Source organism: Blattabacterium cuenoti, from assembly GCF_014251315.1.
Lineage (GTDB): Bacteria > Bacteroidota > Bacteroidia > Flavobacteriales > Blattabacteriaceae > Blattabacterium > Blattabacterium cuenoti_AJ.
This window is the reverse complement of the sequence record NZ_CP059185.1, coordinates 163678-183471: the sequence shown is the minus strand read 5'-3', so window position 1 is coordinate 183471 and position 19794 is coordinate 163678. Positions and strand designations below refer to the sequence as shown.

At 26.4% G+C, this 19794-nt stretch carries 14 protein-coding genes; 2 read left to right on the top strand and 12 right to left on the bottom strand.

What is annotated here, in order from left to right:
• Position 1: 1 nt before the first annotated feature.
• Complete coding sequence (locus H0H74_RS00830) at positions 2–2587, bottom strand: UvrD-helicase domain-containing protein (RefSeq protein WP_185849369.1); 2586 nt, start codon at positions 2585–2587, stop codon at positions 2–4.
• A gap of 128 nt (positions 2588–2715) precedes the next feature.
• On the opposite strand from H0H74_RS00830, the gene fbaA reads away from it, so the two are divergent.
• Both fbaA and accD read left to right on the top strand, forming a co-directional pair.
• Positions 2716–3786, top strand: a complete 1071-nt coding sequence (gene fbaA / locus H0H74_RS00825; RefSeq protein WP_185849368.1) for a class II fructose-bisphosphate aldolase — start codon at positions 2716–2718, stop codon at positions 3784–3786.
• Between the two features lie 11 nt (positions 3787–3797).
• The gene (gene accD / locus H0H74_RS00820; protein ID WP_185849367.1) at positions 3798–4637 is read left to right on the top strand and encodes an acetyl-CoA carboxylase, carboxyltransferase subunit beta; all 840 of its coding nucleotides are present in this window, start codon (positions 3798–3800) and stop codon (positions 4635–4637) included.
• Positions 4638–4640: 3 nt separating this feature from the next.
• On the opposite strand, the gene guaA is transcribed toward accD, so the two are convergent.
• The 11 genes from guaA to H0H74_RS00765 are packed head-to-tail and all read right to left on the bottom strand — an operon-like array spanning position 4641 to position 19794.
• Positions 4641–6191 carry a glutamine-hydrolyzing GMP synthase gene (gene guaA / locus H0H74_RS00815; RefSeq protein ID WP_185849366.1) on the bottom strand — a complete coding sequence of 517 codons (1551 nt, stop codon included), beginning with the start codon at positions 6189–6191 and terminating at the stop codon, positions 4641–4643.
• A 19-nt stretch (positions 6192–6210) separates the two neighbouring features.
• Positions 6211–7446, bottom strand: coding sequence for a phosphoribosylamine--glycine ligase (gene purD, locus H0H74_RS00810; RefSeq protein WP_185849365.1), 1236 nt, complete (start codon positions 7444–7446; stop codon positions 6211–6213).
• Positions 7447–7451: 5 nt separating this feature from the next.
• Positions 7452–8981, bottom strand: coding sequence for a bifunctional phosphoribosylaminoimidazolecarboxamide formyltransferase/IMP cyclohydrolase (gene purH / locus H0H74_RS00805; protein ID WP_185849364.1), 1530 nt, complete (start codon positions 8979–8981; stop codon positions 7452–7454).
• A gap of 58 nt (positions 8982–9039) precedes the next feature.
• Positions 9040–9609 carry a formyltransferase family protein gene (locus H0H74_RS00800; RefSeq protein WP_185849363.1) on the bottom strand — a complete coding sequence of 190 codons (570 nt, stop codon included), beginning with the start codon at positions 9607–9609 and terminating at the stop codon, positions 9040–9042.
• Positions 9610–9620: 11 nt separating this feature from the next.
• Complete coding sequence (gene purM, locus H0H74_RS00795; protein WP_185849493.1) at positions 9621–10589, bottom strand: phosphoribosylformylglycinamidine cyclo-ligase; 969 nt, start codon at positions 10587–10589, stop codon at positions 9621–9623.
• 38 nt (positions 10590–10627) lie between these two features.
• Positions 10628–12091 carry an amidophosphoribosyltransferase gene (gene purF, locus H0H74_RS00790; RefSeq protein WP_238784103.1) on the bottom strand — a complete coding sequence of 488 codons (1464 nt, stop codon included), beginning with the start codon at positions 12089–12091 and terminating at the stop codon, positions 10628–10630.
• Between the two features lie 11 nt (positions 12092–12102).
• Complete coding sequence (purC, locus tag H0H74_RS00785; protein WP_185849362.1) at positions 12103–12825, bottom strand: phosphoribosylaminoimidazolesuccinocarboxamide synthase; 723 nt, start codon at positions 12823–12825, stop codon at positions 12103–12105.
• The gene (purE, locus tag H0H74_RS00780) at positions 12822–13316 is read right to left on the bottom strand and encodes a 5-(carboxyamino)imidazole ribonucleotide mutase (protein WP_185849361.1); all 495 of its coding nucleotides are present in this window, start codon (positions 13314–13316) and stop codon (positions 12822–12824) included. Before purE ends, purC begins: the two co-directional genes overlap by 4 nt.
• 17 nt (positions 13317–13333) lie before the next feature.
• Positions 13334–17026 (bottom strand): phosphoribosylformylglycinamidine synthase, encoded by a 3693-nt coding sequence (locus tag H0H74_RS00775; RefSeq protein WP_185849360.1) that lies wholly within the window; start codon positions 17024–17026, stop codon positions 13334–13336.
• Between the two features lie 11 nt (positions 17027–17037).
• On the bottom strand, positions 17038–18474 hold the full coding sequence (purB, locus tag H0H74_RS00770; protein ID WP_202983695.1) for an adenylosuccinate lyase: 1437 nt from the start codon (positions 18472–18474) through the stop codon (positions 17038–17040).
• Positions 18475–18498: 24 nt separating this feature from the next.
• Complete coding sequence (locus tag H0H74_RS00765; RefSeq protein ID WP_185849358.1) at positions 18499–19794, bottom strand: adenylosuccinate synthase; 1296 nt, start codon at positions 19792–19794, stop codon at positions 18499–18501.

Sequence of the window (19794 nt, the reverse complement as noted above, 5' to 3'; positions counted from 1 at the left end):
ATTAAGAACTTTTTTCTTCTTTTCCGAAAAAATACTTACATTTTTTTTCATTCCACATTTTTTTTTCACATAGAAAATTTTTAATGTAAAATGATACAGATTTATCATTTCCAATTTTGGAAAATAAAATGAGTTGTTCAATAGAACGAGTAGTAGCTACATATAATAAATTGATATTATCAAATTTAATATTTGATAGATAATTTTCATAAAAATTACGAATGTTCCTATCATCTTTTATATATTTGAAATAGGTTTCTATTTCTAAATAAATAGAATTTAATCCATTGTATAAATGAGGATTTACATCTATCCAGACTTCTTCTTTATTTTTAGAATAAATATTCCAATCTGTGAAAGGAATGAGGACCACAGGAAATTGCAATCCTTTAGATTTATGAATAGTCATAATACGAATTGCATTGATGTGATCAGAAATCACGATACTTTCTTTTTCTTTCTTTAATTCCCAATAATCTAAAAAATCTATAATGGAATTTCCTATTTTTTTCATATATCTATAAACAAAATCCAAGAAAGAGTAGATGTATATAGAATTTTTATTATTTAATAATCCGAAAGCTTCTATAATATCTTCTGATATGTTGTATATAGATTTATTATATAATTTGTTTAATGTTAATGAATTTTTTAATAGAATTTTTTTTAAAAATAAATTTAAAGGTAAAAAAAGTATTTTCATAATGAAATCATGATCATTTTTTTTAGTCCTAAAAAATTTGTTTTTTAATAATAAAAAAATCAAAATAACTCTTTTTTGATAACAATATGGATAAGCAATAATGTTTAAAAAATTTATTATGATTTGTATTTCCAAATGATTCTTTATTAATAAAGAAACAGAAGTATTTACACTAATGCCATCTCCCACTAATTTTTCAGACAAAAAATGACCCTCTTCATTGTTTCTGACTAAAATTGCAATATCTGATAATGCATATTTTTGTTTCAATAATTTTTCTATTTTATTTTTTATACATAAATAAATGTGTTCTTTGTAATTTTTATTACAATCATTAGTCAAATTTATTTCTACATACCCTCCAGATTTTTTTTTATATATTTTTTGTTGATAATTTTTATATATATCTTGGTATATAGTAGAATTGAATGTTTTGGATATAGATTGATAAAGTAAATTATTAAATTTGACAATTTCTTCAAAACTACGGAAATTTTTTTCTATAGTTTTTATTTTTTTTTTATAAAAATTTGATTTAGAATAAATTAAATTTATAAATTGTTTAGCATCTCCGCCTCTCCATCTGTATATAGATTGTTTGGGATCCCCTACTATCATAGCTGATCCATTTTCAGATAATGCATTTTCAACTAATATTCTAAGGTTTTGCCATTGTAAAAATGAAATATCTTGAAATTCATCTATGAAATAATATTTATATTGTATCCCTATTTTTTCATATATTTTTGGAAATACTCCTTTAACAATTTTTTCATAAAGAATTTTATTTAACTCTGTATTTAAAATAATTTTTTTTTCATTTTTTATAGAATAAAATTCTTTTTCGATTTCATGTATTATTGATAATATGTTTATTTTTCTTAAAAAAAGCTTGTCTAAAAGATAATTTGATATATTTTTTTGATATATAGATTTTATTTCTTCATATAAAAAAAGTATTTTATTTTGATTTTTTTTTATTAATATTTTTTGGTTTTTATCAGAAAAAAATTTAGAGTAAAATATTCCTTTTTGAATATATTTTTCAAGACGTTCATTGAACGGATTAAAAAATATGTTTCCATTTTTAAACTTTTGGAAAAATCTTGGTAAATCTAAATGAATGAACGAATGTTTTTGAATAGAAGTTTTTTCTAAAAATTGAAAAAATTTTTCTCCTTTTTTCTTGCATTTATTTTCAAAAATTTTAGTTCTTTTGATTAGAATATTCTTTAACAGAACAAAATCTTCCAAAGAATAATTTTTAATTTTTTTTACAGAAAAAAAATGATTTTCTTCAATCATTATATGAGCTATTTTAAATAGCTCTTTTTTTAAATCCCAATTTTTTCCTTCTTTTAACTTTTCTAAAGAAGATTGAATCAAAACATTTGACCATTTTTCAGAATTTTTTAATCTATATAATATGTTTTCTACAATTTTTAATAAAAATTGATCCGTATCCATTTCTAAATGGACTTCTCTTTCTGAAAAAAGAGATCTTATAATATTATAAGTAAATTTATCTATTGTACTTATATTTCTAGAAAAATAATAAAAATCGTGCAATATGGTAAATAATATTTTTTCAGAACGTTGATATAATTGATGTTTTGTTAAATTAAAATTTTTTATGATGTAGTCAAATAAAAAACGGTATTCTTTTTTAACTTTTTTATTTGAAAATTCTTTTATGCACTGTAAGATGCGATTTTTCATTTCTTCGGAAGCTTTTTTAGTAAAAGTTAAAGCTAAAACTCTTTTAAATTCATCAGGATAAGGACTTTTTAATAAAACATAAAGATAATTTATGACTAAAAAAGTAGTTTTTCCAGAACCAGCTGAAGCATTGTATATTTTTAATGTAGATGGAATAACTAGCATATTGAATAAATTAATAAAAAAATTTTTTCATATGTTTTTTATAGCAATTTTATATTAAAATAAAAATAGAATATAAAAAATACTTTTTTTTACATTTGTTAATGTTTGTTAAAATAAATTTTAAACACATGTATAAAAAATTTCCTTTTGGAGTAGCTACTGGTAATCTTGTTAAAGAAATATTCGAATACGCTAAAGAAAACGTATTTTCCATACCTGCGGTGAATGTTATTGGATCTAATACTATAAATGCTGTTATGGAGACCGCTGCAGAAGTGAATTCTCCTGTTATTATTCAGTTATCTAATGGAGGTGCTATTTTTAATGCTGGAAAAGGATTAAATAATGAAAAACAAAAAGCAGCAATTCAAGGAGCTATAGCTTGTGCTATGCATATTCACGAATTAGCTTTATACTATAAAACAACAGTTATTCTTCATACAGATCATTGTTCTAAACCTTTTCTTCCATGGATAGATGGATTAATAGAAGCTAATGAGAAATACTATAAAAGTTTTGGAAAAACGTTGTTTAGTTCACATATGTTGGATCTATCTCAGGAATCTTTAAAAGATAATATTAATATTTGTGAGCAATATTTCGATAGAATGAATAAAAGTAAAATGACTATTGAAATCGAACTCGGTGTAACGGGAGGAGAAGAAGATGGAATAGATAATTCCAATATAGAAAATAATAAACTTTATACTCAACCAGAAGAAGTAGCTTATGCCTATGAAAGACTCATGAAAATCAGTGATAATTTTATTATAGCAGCTTCTTTTGGAAACGTACATGGAGTTTATAGACCTGGAAATGTGAAACTTCGTCCTGAAATTTTGAAAAATACACAAGAATATATCCAAAAAAAATTTCATTTTAATAATACTAAACCAGTTTCTTTAGTTTTTCATGGAGGATCAGGATCTTCAGATAAGGAAATACAAAAAGCTATTAGTTATGGAGTTGTAAAAATGAATGTAGACACTGATTTACAATATGCTTTTACATGTGGAGTAAGAGATTATATGAATAAAAACAAGGAATATTTAAAAAAACAAATAGGGAATCCAAAAGGAGAACATATTCCTAATAAAAAATATTATGATCCTAGAATATGGTTAAGAGAAGGAGAAAAATCTTTTAAAAGAATTTTAAAAAAATATTTTGAATATATGAACAATATTAATACTTTATAAAATAAATAACCATGTCTTGGTTTTTAAGAAAAAAAAAGAAGATCTTAACATCTATAGACGATAGAAAAGATTTACCAAAAGGTATTTGGTACAGAACTCCTAGCGGAAAAATTATAGATACAGAAGAATTAAAAAAAAACGCTTATGTTAGTCCAGAAGATGGATATCATGTAAGAATTCATAGTAAAGAATATTTTGAAATTCTTTTTGATCATGGGGAATTTTTAGAAATAAATGTAAAAATGATGAGCAAAGATCCTATGAAATGGGAAGATTATAAAAAGTATACAGATAGAATTCAAGAAGCACAAAAAAAGACAAATTTATATGATGCTATTAGAACAGGAGTTGGAAAAATAAAGACTATAAATGTTGTGATATCTTGTATGGATTTTTCATTTATAGGAGGATCTATGGGATCCGTAGTAGGAGAAAAGATATCTAGAGCTATAAAATATTGTATTGATAGAAAATATCCATATATTTTAATTTCCAAATCTGGAGGAGCAAGAATAATGGAATCCTCTTTTTCATTAATGCAAATGGCTAAAACTGTGGCTGGATTAACCCAACTACGTGATGCTAAAATTCCTTATATTTCTGTTTTAACTGATCCAACGACGGGAGGTGTCACAGCTTCTTACTCTTTACTTGGAGATATCAATATAGCTGAACCAGGAGCTTTAATTGGATTTGCTGGACCTAGAGTGATTAGGGAAATAATAGGAAAAGATCTTCCAGAAGGATTTCAAACAGCAGAGTTTTTAATGGAGCATGGATTTATAGATTTAATTTCTCCTAGAACTGAATTAAAAAAAAACATATATAATTTAATTTCTATGATGATATAGAAATCATTCCCACTCAATAGTAGATGGAGGTTTAGAAGTTATATCATATGCTATTCTATTAATTCCGTTAACTTCATTAGTAATTCTATTTGAAACCTTTTCTAAAAAATCGTAAGATAAATGAGAAAAAGTTGCAGTCATAAAATCCTCAGTGTTCGTAACACGTAATATAGCTGCATACTCATAAGTTCGTTTATCTCCTTTTATTCCTACAGATTTTACAGGTAATAAAACAATAAAAGCTTGACTTACAGAATCGTAAATATCATAATTTTTTAATTCTTGTAAAAGAATATTTTCTGCTTTTCTTAAAATAGAAATTTTTTTTTCATTGACTTCTCCGAGAATACGAATACCTAAACCAGGCCCAGGGAATGGATGACGATATAAAATTTCTTTTGGAAGTCCTAATTTTTCTCCTATTTTTCTAACTTCATCTTTAAATAATTCTTTTAATGGTTCAATGAGTTTTAATTTCATTAATGTTTTTGGGAGTCCTCCTACATTGTGATGAGATTTTATAGAAGAACTTATTAAATTTTTTGAAATAACAGAAGATTCAATAACATCTGAATAAATGGTCCCTTGTGCTAAAAATTCAACATTTTTAATTTTTTCTGATTCCTTTTGAAAAATAAGGATAAATTCTTCACCTATAACTTTCCTTTTTATCTCAGGATCGATAACTCCAGTTAGTTTAGACAAAAAACGATTTCTAGCATCTATTATTTTTAGAGAAAAATTCATTTTTTTACACAAAAAAGATACTTTTTCTTTTTCGGTTTTCAGTAGCAATCCTGTATCTATGAAAATACAATTTAAAGAATCTCCAATAGCTTTATGAATAATGTAAGCAGTGACAAAAGAATCAACTCCTCCAGAGAAACCTAGCACTACTTTTTTTTTATTTACTCGTTTTTTAATATCATCTATCGTTTTTTGCACAAAATCATTTAATACCCAATTTGAACTACATTTGCAAATATGAAAAACAAAATTTTTAAGCATAGATATTCCATATTCTGTATTTTTTACTTCTGGATGAAATTGAACGGCATAAATTTTTTTATTAATATGACTAAAAGCTGCAATATCACAAGATGATGTATGTCCGATTACTTTAAATTCTTTAGGAAGATTTTGAACTTCATCAAAATGACTCATCCAAACAATAGATTTACCGGGAATTCCATGAAATAAATTGTTATTAGTATGATCGATAATTAAGTAAGATTTTCCATATTCTTTTGAATTTGATTTTTTTATCTTCCCTCCAAAAAGAAAAGAAATAAGTTGCATTCCATAACATATTCCGAATATAGGAATATTTAGTTTAAAAATATTTTTGGATATTAATGGAGAATTTTTTTCATAAACAGAAAAAGGGCCTCCTGACAGAATCAATCCTTTAGGTTTTTTTGAAATTATATGAGATATAGAAATCTCATTATAATGAGATAACAAAGTATATACTCCTATGTCTCTAATTCTTCTAGCAATTAGATGACTATATTGAGATCCAAAATCTAATATGAGTATAAAATCTTTTTTCATTTTTTTCTGTATTTTTTAATCATAAACCAATATCTTTTCTGAAATACAAATTATCAAATTGAATTTTTTTAACCTGATCATAAGCTTTTTTTCTAGCTTCTTGAATAGAATTTCCTATTCCTACTATATTGAGAACTCGTCCACTTGATGTAATCCACTTTTCTTGTTCTTTTTTTGCTCCAGCAATATAAAAAGGTTCTTTTAAAGAATTTAACCCTGCTATAATTTTTCCAATTTCATATTTTTCAGGATATCCTCTAGATGATAAAACTACACAACAAGAACATAATTTTTTCCAATCAATAAATATTTCTTTTTGTTTAAAAAAAGATTGAATGATATTCAAAAAATTACTTTTCATTAATGGAAATAAAGTTTGAGCTTCAGGATCTCCTATGCGAGTATTGTATTCTAGTAAGTAAATTTTTTCATAAGTTATCATTAATCCAAAATATAGAAATCCAAAAAAAGTTAATTTTTCTAGAATTAATCCTTCTAAAGTAGGTTCTAAAATATTTTTTTTAAAATCTGTCCAAATCGAATTTTTCATATATGGATTGGGGACAATTGCCCCCATTCCTCCTGTATTCAATCCTTTTTCATTTTCTCCAATTTTTTTATAATCTCTAGCTGATAAAAAAGGAATAATGTTTTTTCCATTGAAAATAGATATAATAGAAACTTCTTTTCCTTGTAAAAATTCTTCTATGATAATCTGATTTCCAGATTCTCCAAACTTTTTTTTTATCATAATATTTTTTAGAGCTTTTATAGCGTCATTTTTATTATGGGCTAAAAAAACTCCCTTTCCTGCAGCTATTCCGTTAGCTTTAATAGCTACAGGATTCGTATTTCTTTTTAAGAAATTAAAAGCCTTTTCATAGCAAGAAAAAACTTCATATTTAGGAGTAGGAATTCCATATTTTTTCATAAAGGATTTAGCAAAAATTCGATTTCCTTCAAGTTTAGCTGCTAAATAATGTGGGCCAACTATTTTTAATCCCAAATTTTGAAAAATATCTACAACTCCTTCTAAAAGAAAAGTTTCGGATCCCACAATAGTTATATCTATTGCATTTTTTTTAGCAAAAAAACCTAAATCTAATGCAGAATGATAATTTTCAATATTTTTTCCTATTATACTTGTTCCTCCATTTCCAGGATAAAAATAAAGGTGTATTGAATGATAATCTTCCAACAACTTTTTTCCTATAGCATGTTCACGTCCTCCACTTCCAAGAACTAAAATTTTCATTATTTTTAATGTTTAAAATGTCTTTTTCCAGTGAAAGCCATTGCTATTCCATGATCATCACAAGCTTTTACCGACTCTTCATCACGTATAGATCCTCCTGGTTGAATAATAGCACGTATTCCACCAGAACGAGCGGCTTCATCTACAACATCCCTAAAAGGGAAAAAAGCATCAGAAACAAGAACTAATCCCTCTTTACTTTTTTCTAAAGCTCTTTCTATAGCTTGTCTAGCGGCCCATATTCTGTTAGTTTGACCTCCGGAAATCCCTAAAGTTTGTGTCCCTTTAGACACAACAATAGCATTAGATTTCACGTATTTCACTACTTTTTGAGAAAAAAATAAAGATTTTAGTTCTTGATGACTAAATTTTTTTTTAGTAACTATTTTGTAATTTTTCTCGTAAGGAAAAAAATAATCTGATTCTTGTACCAAAATTCCTCCATCAATTTGCACATATTCTAATTTATCTGAAATAGGTTCACTAATACTAATGATTATAAGATTTTTTTTAATTTTTAAAATATTCAAAACATCTGTTTCGTAACTCGGAGAAAGAACAACTTCTAAAAAAATATGATTAATTTCTTTCGCTAATTCTTTTGTAATTGGAACATTAACAGCCATTATTCCTCCAAAAGACGAAATAGTATCAGCGTAATAAGTTTTTTGAAATGCTTCAACAATATTTTTTCCTAATGCCACTCCACAAGGAGTGGAATGTTTTACTGTACAACAAGCAGGTTCAGAAAATTGAGAAACAACCTTCCACGCTATATCCATATCTCTTAAATTATTAAATGATAGTTTTTTTCCATGTAATTGATGAAAATTTCGCATGGATCCTTTATGAATTGTATTAACATAATAAGCTGCTTTTTGATGAGGATTTTCTCCATAACGGAGATTCATTTTTTTTTCATAAGAAGAGTGTAAATAAATAGGAAATTTATCATCTAAAAGATATTGAGAAATGGCAGAATCATAAGCCGAAGTAAGATTAAATGCTTTTCCTGCTAATTTTTTTCTTAGTTTTAAAGAAGTGAATCCATAATGTTCAATTTCATATTGAACGAGTTCATAATCATTATTATCTGTAATAGCGGTTACATGTAAAAAATTTTTAGCAGCCGCTCTAAGCATGGATGGACCCCCGATATCAATAAATTCTATTAAGGAATTAATATTGATAGTAGGTTTTTGATGTATTTTTTCAAAAAATGGATAAAAATTTACCAATACAATATCAATAGGATGAATCTTATGAAGATGAATATATTTCATATGTTCTTCAACAGAACGATTGGCTAAAATCCCTATATATATATTAGGATGAATGGTTTTAACTCTTCCATCTAAAATTTCAGGAAAAGAAGTTAAATCAGATACCTCCATGATATTTGATAATCCTTTTTTAATAAAATATTGGTAGGTCCCTCCAGTAGAAACGATTTGATATCCTTTTTTATATAAAAAACTGACGAAATTAAATAACTTTTCATTTTTGTCATAAACACTAATCAAAGCTCTTTTCATAATACATACTACTAATTAATTGTTACTTACTGATTTTATGAGTATATAGAATTAATTCTTAATTCTTAAGATTATTAATAGATTGAATTAATATTTCTTTTTCTATCACAGATACTTTTTTTGATAAAGATGTTGGAGTTTCTCCTGAATCAATTTTACATTTTTTTTTCAAAATTACATCTCCTAAATCCACGTTTTTTGTTACATAGTGAACTGTAGCTCCTGATATTTTTTCCTTATTTTTTATAACTTCTTGATGTACTTTCATTCCATACATTCCTTTTCCACCATACTTAGGCAATAGGGAAGGATGAATATTTATAACTTTACTGAACCATTTTTCACAAAATTTTGTATCAAGTATAGAAAGAAACCCTGAAAGAACTATAATATTAGGAATGTATATATCAAGTATATTATCTATTTCTTTAGAAAGAAATTTTTTATTAGTTCTTATTAAAGAAAATACTGGAATATTTTTTTCCAACGCATATTGAATTGCTATACACCATCTATCAGAAATTACTAAATTTACCATAGAATTATAAAGCATCCTACTTTTAATTGCTTGGAAAATGTGTTTCATATTGGTTCCTTTTCCGGAAACTAAAATAGCTATTTTTTTCATGAAAATATTTTTTATTTCAAAAGAACTTTTTTATTTCCTTTCACAATTTTACCCAAAATAAAAGGTCTTTCTCCTAAAAAATGGAGTCTATTTAAAATAGAACACTTTTCTTTAAAAGAAACGACTATAATCATTCCTACCCCCATATTAAAAGTATTCCACATTTCATATTCTGATAGATTTCCTTTTTTTCGAATAAAATTGAAAACAGGTTGAATAGGAATTTTTTCTTTTTCCACTACAGCTGATAAATTTTCTGGAAGAATTCGATATAAATTATCTGATATTCCTCCTCCAGTAATATGAGCTAATCCATGAATTACAAATTCTTTTGATAAAGTATGAATAGGAAAATGATAAATTCTAGTTGGAATTAAAAGCGTTTCATAAAACGGTTTTTTTTGAAAAAATTTCATAAAATCTTCTGTAGAAAAAATATTTCTAATCACAGAAAAACCATTACTATGTACACCTGAGGAAGGAAGTCCTATTAAAATATCTCCTTCTTGAATTAATTTTTTTCCATCTATAAGATGGTTCTTTTCCACAATACCTACACAAAATCCAGCTATATCATAATCATTTTCTTGATAAACTCCAGGCATTTCCGCAGTTTCCCCCCCAATAAGACAAGTATTGGTTTTTTTGCAAGAAATAGCTATTCCTTGTATAATTTTTTCTACAATAGAAAAATCTAGTTTTCCACAAGCTAAATAATCTAAAAAAAATAAAGGAGTAGCTCCATGACATAAAACATCATTTGCACACATTGCAAAACAATCTTCTCCTATTACATCATATTTTTTGTAGTCTATAGCTAAACGTAATTTAGTTCCTACACCATCAACTCCAGATACTAAAATAGGTTCCTTATATCCAAATTCATATATTTTATAAAAACCAGAGAAATGATCTAATGTACTCATTACTCTATTATTATAAGTTTTTTCTAAAATATTATTAATCTTGCATATGGTCATGTTTTTTTTTTTACTTTCATATTTTTTATTTTTCAACTTTAATTTTTTTGAACTGGATAATTTCTAGTAAAACAACCAAAACAATAATGAATACTTCCAAGAATATCTATAAAATTATCCATGCTTAAAAATTCTAAACTATCTACATTTAGAATTTTTTCTATACTTTTTTTATCAATATGATTATATGATATGAGATCTTTTTGACTTGGAGTATCTACTCCTAAATAACATGGTCCTATAATAGGAGGTGAAGCGCTTCTGAAATGAATTTCTTTAGCTCCTGCTTTTCTTAATATGTAAACTAATCTACGACTGGTCGTTCCACGAACTATAGAATCATCAATAATAACAATCCGTTTGCCTTTTATTTCATCTAATATAGGGTTTAATTTCAAGTTTACCATTTTTTCACGCATTTCTTGTTTAGGAAGAATAAAAGATCTTCCTATATATTTGTTTTTTACTAAAATCGGTTTAAAAGGGATTCCAGAAGCTTTAGAATAGCCAATAGAAGCTGGCACTCCAGAATCTGGAACTCCAATAACTACATCAGCTTTCACTGGATGTTGTTCATAAAGTTTTTCTCCACTTTTTTCACGAATTTCATAAACATTTATATTTTCAATTAAGGAATCAGGACGAGAAAAATAAATATATTCAAAAGAGCATATTCTTTTTCTTGTATTTTTTTTTTCTGAAAGTAGAGAAAATTGAATTGATTTTTTTTCCACAATTATAATTTCTCCTGGAAATAAATCTCTTACATAAAATCCTCCTACAGAATCAATTCCACAAGTTTCAGAACTAAATATGTAAGTTTCTTCATTCAACATACCATAACATAAAGGACGTATTCCATTTGGATCTCTAAATGCAGCTATTTTATTATCCATAAGTACAATCACAGAATAAGCTCCTTTAATATCGATAGTTGTTTTTTGAATAGCCTTTTCTAAACTATTACCAGATTCTGGTAAATATTTTTGTATTAAACGTAAAATAACTTCGGAATCTGAGTATTCGGATATAAAATTTACGCCTGTAGATTCCAATCTTTTACGGAGATCTTGAGCATTGACTAAATTTCCATTATGTACTATAGATATAGTGCTCTTTCCATAGGAATCTTCTCCAAAAAAAGGTTGAATATTTTTTTTACTTTGTCCTCCTTCTGTAGAATAACGAGTATGTCCAATTACAGCATTTCCATGATAACATTCAGAATTGGAAATTTTTCTAAAAAAATCTAGAACAAGCCCTTCGCTTTTATGTGATATAATAAACCCATCTCGTAAAACAGAAAAACCACAAGCTTCTTGTCCTCTATGTTGTAATGCAAATAAACCAAATTGGATTAAAGAAAAGGTGTCTACTTTATCAGGAGAATAAATCCCAAAAACACCACATTCATCATGAAATTTATCAAAATAATTATTTTCCAGAATAGAAGGGAATAATTGAGATATCGTTTTTTTGGAAAAAGAATATCTTTGTCCCATTATTAAATGGATTAACTTACATTTAACCTTTTTAATATTTCCATATAAATATCAAATACTTCTTCTTTTAATCCCATTCTAAATAAATCTTTATCCAATTTTTTCATTGTTTTTCTATCCCAAAAACGACAAGTATCTGGACTGATTTCGTCAGATAGTAGAATCTCGTTTTTATGATTCTTACCAAACTCTATTTTAAAATCTACCAACAGAATATTTTTATCTAAAAAATATTTTTTGATAAAAAAGTTTATTTTCGATGTCATACTATAAATGTGACTTAATTCTTCATAAGAAATAATTTCTAAAAATACTGCATGATGATCATTAATCAAGGGATCTTTTAATTTATCATTTTTATAAAAAATTTCAAAAATAGGATTATATAAATCAATTCCTTCTTTGATCCCTAAACGTTTAGACATGCTTCCCGCAACAATATTACGGACAACAAATTCTAAAGGAATCATATCTACTTTATGACATAACTGCTCTCTATTATTTATTTTTCGTATAAAATGAGTTTTAATTCCACAAGAATTTAGAAATTGAAAGATCAATGTAGTTATTTCATTATTTAAAACTCCTTTATCTTGTAAAAAATTTTTTTTGAGTCCATTCAAAGCAGTTATCCTATCTGTATAATGAATAAGTACTTCAAGTGGATTTTCGGTCGTATATATTTTTTTTGTTTTTCCTTCTGACAAAATATTTTTTTTAATTATGCAGCTCATGGTAATAAATGTTGCTTGATTTCAGTTATCAATTTTTCTTTTTTTTTCATTCTGAATTTTAGCAATAATTTCCTTATATTTTGATATTTTATAGATAAAATATGAATGGCAAATAGAGCTGCGTTATAGGAATTATTTATTCCTACTGTAGCAACGGGAACATCTTTTGGCATTTGCACCATAGAAAAAAGGGCATCTATTCCTCCTAAGGATCCATAATTATTATTGCAATGAATAGGGATTCCTATGACAGGTAAAATTGTTTTAGAAGAAATTATTCCAGGTAAATGAGCGGATAATCCAGCTCCTGCAATAATGACATCTGTCCCTTCAGATTCTATTTCTTTAATAGTGTTTGATAAAATATCTGGTAATCGATGTGCGGAAATTATATAAGATTTATAACTTATATTAAATTTTTTTAGCACTTCTGCTGTTATTTTCATAATTGATTTATCAGAAATACTTCCAAAAAATATAGCCACTTTCATAATTGATTTTAATTTTTTTATAAAAAATATTGTACTGCATTTTTGAAAATAGAATGTTCATGAACATTAGGAATATTTTTTAATAATCCATGATCATAACGTTCTGGATGAGTCATCCTTCCATAAATTTTACCATTCTCACTCAATAATCCTTCAATAGCTCCAACAGATCCATTAGGATTATATAATCTATCTAAACTAGGGATACCTTCTAAATCTACATATTGTGTAGCTATTTGATTTCTATCCAATAAAACATTTATTGTTTCTTTATTTGCATAAAATCTTCCTTCACTGTGAGATATAGGAAGAGTATATATTTTATTTTTCATTCCATTTAACCATGGAGAATGATCAGAAATGACTTTAATATGGACACATTGAGATATATGTTTTTCTATTTTATTGTAAGTTAATGTAGGAGAATTTTGATTCCTCAAACAAATTTTACCATAAGGTAATAACCCTGATTTTATCAATCCTTGAAAACCATTACAAATTCCTAAAATTAATCCATCACGATCAAGAAAATATTGAATAGCATCTTTAATATATGGGTTATGTAATATAGATACAATGAATTTAGCAGAACCATCTGGTTCATCTCCACCACTAAAACCTCCACAAAGCATAAATATTTGTACAGATTCTATATACTTTTTAAAAGAAAATATAGACTCCATAATATCTTTATCATTTAGATTTTTGAATACAAAAGTATTTACAATAGATCCTTCTTTTTCAAATGCACGAATTGATTCGAATTCACTATTTGTACCAGGAAATATAGGAATAAACACACGAGGTTTTCCTTTTTTTTTCAATTTACATTTCCATATAATAGAATTATACTTTTCTTTTTTTTTAGTTTTTTTTGCCTGTTTAAGGTTATTTATTTTTTCTTCTAATGAAAATGTATTTTCATTAGAAGAAAAAATAGGAGAAAAAGTTTTCAACCAATTTTTTATTGATTCATCTATATCAATAGATATTCCATTAAAATTTAAATATTTATGAGAAATAACCTCTCCTATTGGAATAAAATTATTGTCTGAAATAGAAGACGAAGATTCTATAATTAGAGAACCTATATTCGTTTCAAGTAAATGATCATTATAATCAATAACTGCTCCTAAACGATTTCCAAAAGACATCTTAGCAATAGCAATAGAAATACCTCCATCTTTTACGGTTTTAACCGAAACAATTTTTCCGGAACAAATTCCTTCATAAACTTGGTCATAAGCTTTTTTTATAGAATCAAAATCAGGCATTTCATTTTTTAATGAATTATGATAATACAAATAAATTTTATTCCCAACTTTTTTAAATTCAGGAGATATAATATTGGAACACAAACCTGTAGATACCCCAAAGGAAATAAATGTTGGAGGAACATGTAGATTTTTATATGTTCCAGACATAGAATCTTTACCCCCTATAGAAGCTAATTCTAAAGACATTTGAGCATGATAAGCTCCTAATAAAGCAGAAAAAGGTATCCCCCAATTTTCTGGATGATTTCCCAATTTTTGAAAATATTCTTGAAAACTAAAATAAATATTTCTATAATTTCCTCCCATAGAAACAATTTTAGAAATACATTCTACAATAGCATAAGCTCCTCCATGAAAAGGACTCCAAGCAGAAATTTCAGGATGAAAACCCCAAGAAACTAAACTAACTGTATTTGTATTTCCTCTAAAAACAGGAATTTTTTGTACACTTCCTTCAGATGGAGTCATTTGATATTTTCCTCCAAAAGGCATTAAAACTGTAGTAGCTCCTACAGTACTATCAAACATTTCCACTAAACTTTTTTGAGAAGCTATATTTAATTTAGAAAGAGTATTTAAAAATGTTTTTTTACTAAAAAAAATTTTTTTTGACTTATTAAAAGGAGAAACTGAAATAGGCGAATTTACACGAACAGTTTTTTCTTTTAAAGATCCTTTTGTATTCAAAAAAGAACTTTTTACATTAAAAACTTCTTTTTCTCTATAATAAAAAATGATACGTTTATTGTCCGTGATTTTACCTATAGGGACAGACCTGATATTTTCTTCATGAGAAAAATGAATAAATTTTTTAACATCTTTAGGATCTAATATTACGGCCATACGTTCTTGAGACTCAGAAAGTGCTATTTCTATAGCCTCCATGTTTTCTGTATTTTCTACTGGTATTTTGTCTAAATTAAGCACCAAACTATCGCTTAATTCCCCTATAGCGACAGCAGCTCCTCCTGCTCCAAAATCATTGCATTTTTTTATCAAAGAAATAACTTCTTTTTTCCTGAAAAATCTTTGAATTTTTCTCTCTATTATTGGATCTCCTTTTTGTTGAATATAATTTTTTAAATCAGAATTAGATTCTTTAGAAGAATCTGTAGCACCTCCAATTCCTTCTTTTTTTGTAAAACCACCAACTATCAAAATGACATCCCCCTTTTTTGGTTTATCCTGTTTTACAAAATCAACAGGGACCGCTCCAACAACCATTCCGATTTCCATTCTTTTAGCTCTATATCCCTCATGATAAATTTCGTGAACATGAGTTGTAGCTAACCCTATTTGATTTCCATAAGAACTATAACCACGAGCTGATTCAATACAAATTTTATGTTGTGGTAATTTTCCATTCAAAGTTTTTGAATTCATAGGATCAGCAGCTCCACTCAATCGAATTCCTTGATAAACAAAAGCTCTTCCAGATAAAGGATCACGAATCGCTCCTCCTACACAAGTAGACGCTCCTCCAAAAGGATCAATTTCAGTAGGATGATTGTGGGTTTCATTTTTAAATAATAAGTACCATTTTTCTTTTTTTTGATTTGTGAAATCTACATTTATCATCATAATACACGCATTATGTTCGTATGACGATACATAATTTGTTAATTTTCCCTTTTTATAAAGAATTCTAGCAGGAAGATTAGATAAATCCATAAGATTTATAGGATATTTTGATCTTCCTATTAAATCTCTATCTTTTAAATATTTTCTAAAAATACTTTGATATGTTTTTTTAAATGATCCATAAAAAGATATATCTACTAATTTGGTAAAAAATGTTGTATGACGACAATGATCCGACCAATAAACGTCGAATATACGTAATTCTGCTTTTGTTGGATTTCGTTTTTCTTTCAAAAAATATTTCTGTATAAATAGTAAATCATGAACGCTCATGGATAGATTCAAATCATTATGGATTGTTCTGATCTTTTCAACAGAAAAATTTATGAAATTATCTATAATTTTTGTATTATTTTTTTCGTTTTTTGTATTCAAATTCAAACAGGACTTGATATAATATTTTATAATTTTATCGAAATCTTGTTTTTTTTTCATTCCAATTAATTCAATTAATTGACCAGTTTTTACGGATATTTTTGTAGATTTAGGATCCAGAACTTTAATGCATTGTATAGCGGCATAAGCTCTATCATCATATTTATCTGGAAAATATTTTATATATGAAGTATTCAAATGTATTTTTTTGTGCAAAATGTCCGTAACAGGATCTACAAAAACCTTTGACAAACTTTCTAAAAAAAGTTTTTCATTTATGTTAAATATATCATATATATAATAAACAACTATATTTATATTATACAATGAAATATTCATACTTTTTAATTCATTGTACAATTTTCTAGAATCAATATCAAAAGGACTTTTTTTTTGTATATAAATTCTGAAATTCATTATTTAATTTATCATATTTGTCTATCCATATTAGATATATCAGAATCAATTAAATGATAAAAACGGTTTAATATAGGATTAACTTTTGTATCAATAAATTCTAAAGTTTGATCTGAAGAAAATCCTGTAAAATTTTTAGGATTTAGAATTTGATTCATTTTTTCTTCATGAATTGGGATTTTTTCATCATGTAAAATACGTTGAATAAAATCATTTTCTATTCCTTCTAATTTAATTTTATCATTTGTTTCCATAGAATGAATTCGTATTCTTTCATGAATATCCTGTCTATCCGCTCCGTTTTTCACACATTCTACAATAATATATTCAGTAATTAAAAAAGGAAGCTCTTCTTTTATATGTCTCTCAATAATCTTAGGGTATACCACAATATTTTCTAATATGTTATTCCAAATCATTAAAATTGAATCTACAGATAAAAATGATTGTCCTATAACCAATCTTCTATTGGCAGAATCATCTAAAGTACGTTCTAACCATTGAGTAGCTGAAACTAAGGCTGAACTATTCGATAAAGAAATAACATATTTAGCTAAAGAAGCCATACGTTCACTACGTATTGGATTTCGTTTATAAGCCATCGCACTAGATCCAATTTGTTCTTTTTCAAAAGGTTCTTCCATTTCTTTTAAATTTTGTAATAAACGCAAATCGTTACTAAATTTATGAGAAGACTGAGATATATTAGATAACAAATTTAATATTTGAGCATCAACCTTTCTATCGTAAGTTTGTCCTGTTATAGAAAAAACATTTTTAAATCTGAATTTATCAGATAATTTTTTTTCTAAATCTTTTACTTTTTGTAAATCTCCATTAAATAATTTTTTGAAACTATCTGCCGAACCTACAGTTCCTTTAACTCCTCTGAAATGAATATTTTTCAATCTAAATTCTAATTCCTCTAAATCTAGAAGAAGACTCTGTAACCATAAAGCAGAACGTTTTCCTACAGTAGTTAATTGAGCTGGCTGATAATGAGTAAAAGCTAAAGTAGGAATATTGTGATATTCTAAAGTAAAATTTCTGAGACGAAAAATTACATTAATCAATTTTTTTAATAAAATTTCCAATCCATCACGGATTAAGATGATATCTGTATTGTCTCCTAGAAACGCACTTGTAGCTCCCAAATGAATAATAGGCCTAGCTATAGTAGCTTTTTCTCCGAAAGCATATAAATGAGCCATAACATCATGACGAAATTTTTTTTCATAAAAAGAAACTCTTTCCCAATCAATGTCATGTAAATGATTTTTTAAATCAAATATTTGTTCTTTGCTAATGTTTAAACCTAATTCCTTCTGAAATTCTGCCAAATATAACCATAATTTTCTCCAAGTAATAAACTTTTTTTTTGGAGAGAAATTATATAGCATTTCTTTACTACTATATCGTTCTCCTAAAGGATTTTTATATTCTTCCACACACACAAAAAATCTTTTTAACTTTTAAGTAAAAATTTCTAAAAACAAAGATTCATTTTTAATAATGTTCTGATTTCTTTCAGATCCTACAGAAATCAATAAAATTTCTAATTTTAAATAATCTTCGATAAATTTAATATATTTTTTACAATTTTTTGGTAAATATTTATATTCATAAATATGAGATATATCTTTTTTCCATCCAGGAAAATCTATATAAATTCCTTCTAGATTTTGTTTTATATTCGAAGGAAAATATTGAATGATTTTATTATCACATTTGTATTTAATACATACTTTAATAATATCCAATTCACTTAAAACATCTAATTTTGTAATAATTAAGTAATTGATCCCATTAATCATACAAGAATATTTAAGAGAAATTAAATCTAACCAACCACATCGTCTAGGACGTTTTGTCGTTGCACCATATTCATTTCCTTTCTGACGTATTGCATCACCAATTTCATTGTTTATCTCTGTAGGAAAAGGGCCAAATCCTACCCGAGTACAATATGCTTTTGTTATTCCTATAAAATTTTTTAAAAAATTAGGAGGAATTCCTACTCCTGTACACACCCCTCCAGTAGAAGTAGAAGAAGTCGTAACATATGGATATGTTCCATAATTTAGATCCAATAACATAGCTTGAGCTCCTTCAAACAAAATTCTTTTTTTGTTATGAAAGGCATCATGAATTTCATAAACAACATCTATAATCCGATTAGAAAGAATTTTTGCATATTCTATATATTCTTCATAAACAGATTGAAAAGAAAGAGGTTCTCTTTGAAAAATTTTTGTAAAAATTTGATTTTTAAAATCAATATTGTATTTTAATTTCTTATAAAAAACCTTTAGATCCAATAAATCTAAAACACGAATTCCTATGCGATCTACTTTATCTACATAAGTAGGCCCGATTCCTTTATGTGTAGTTCCAATTGATTTGTCTCCTAAAGCTTCTTCTTGATATTGATCTAACAAACGATGATAAGGCATAGTAATATGTGCTCTTTTTGCTAAAAAAACTTTAGATGTATTGATTCCCATTGATTCTAAATTTTGTATTTCTTGTATCAAAGATTTAGGATCAATGACGACTCCAGGTCCAATAATACATTTTACACCAGAATAAATTACTCCAGAAGGAATTAAATGAAGAACAAAATAATGATTTTTAATATGAATAGAATGACCAGAATTATTTCCTCCTTGATAACGGATTACATAATCCGAATTTTTAGCAAGTAAGTCTGTAATTTTTCCTTTTCCCTCGTCACCCCATTGGAGACCAACAATAACATTTGAAGGCAT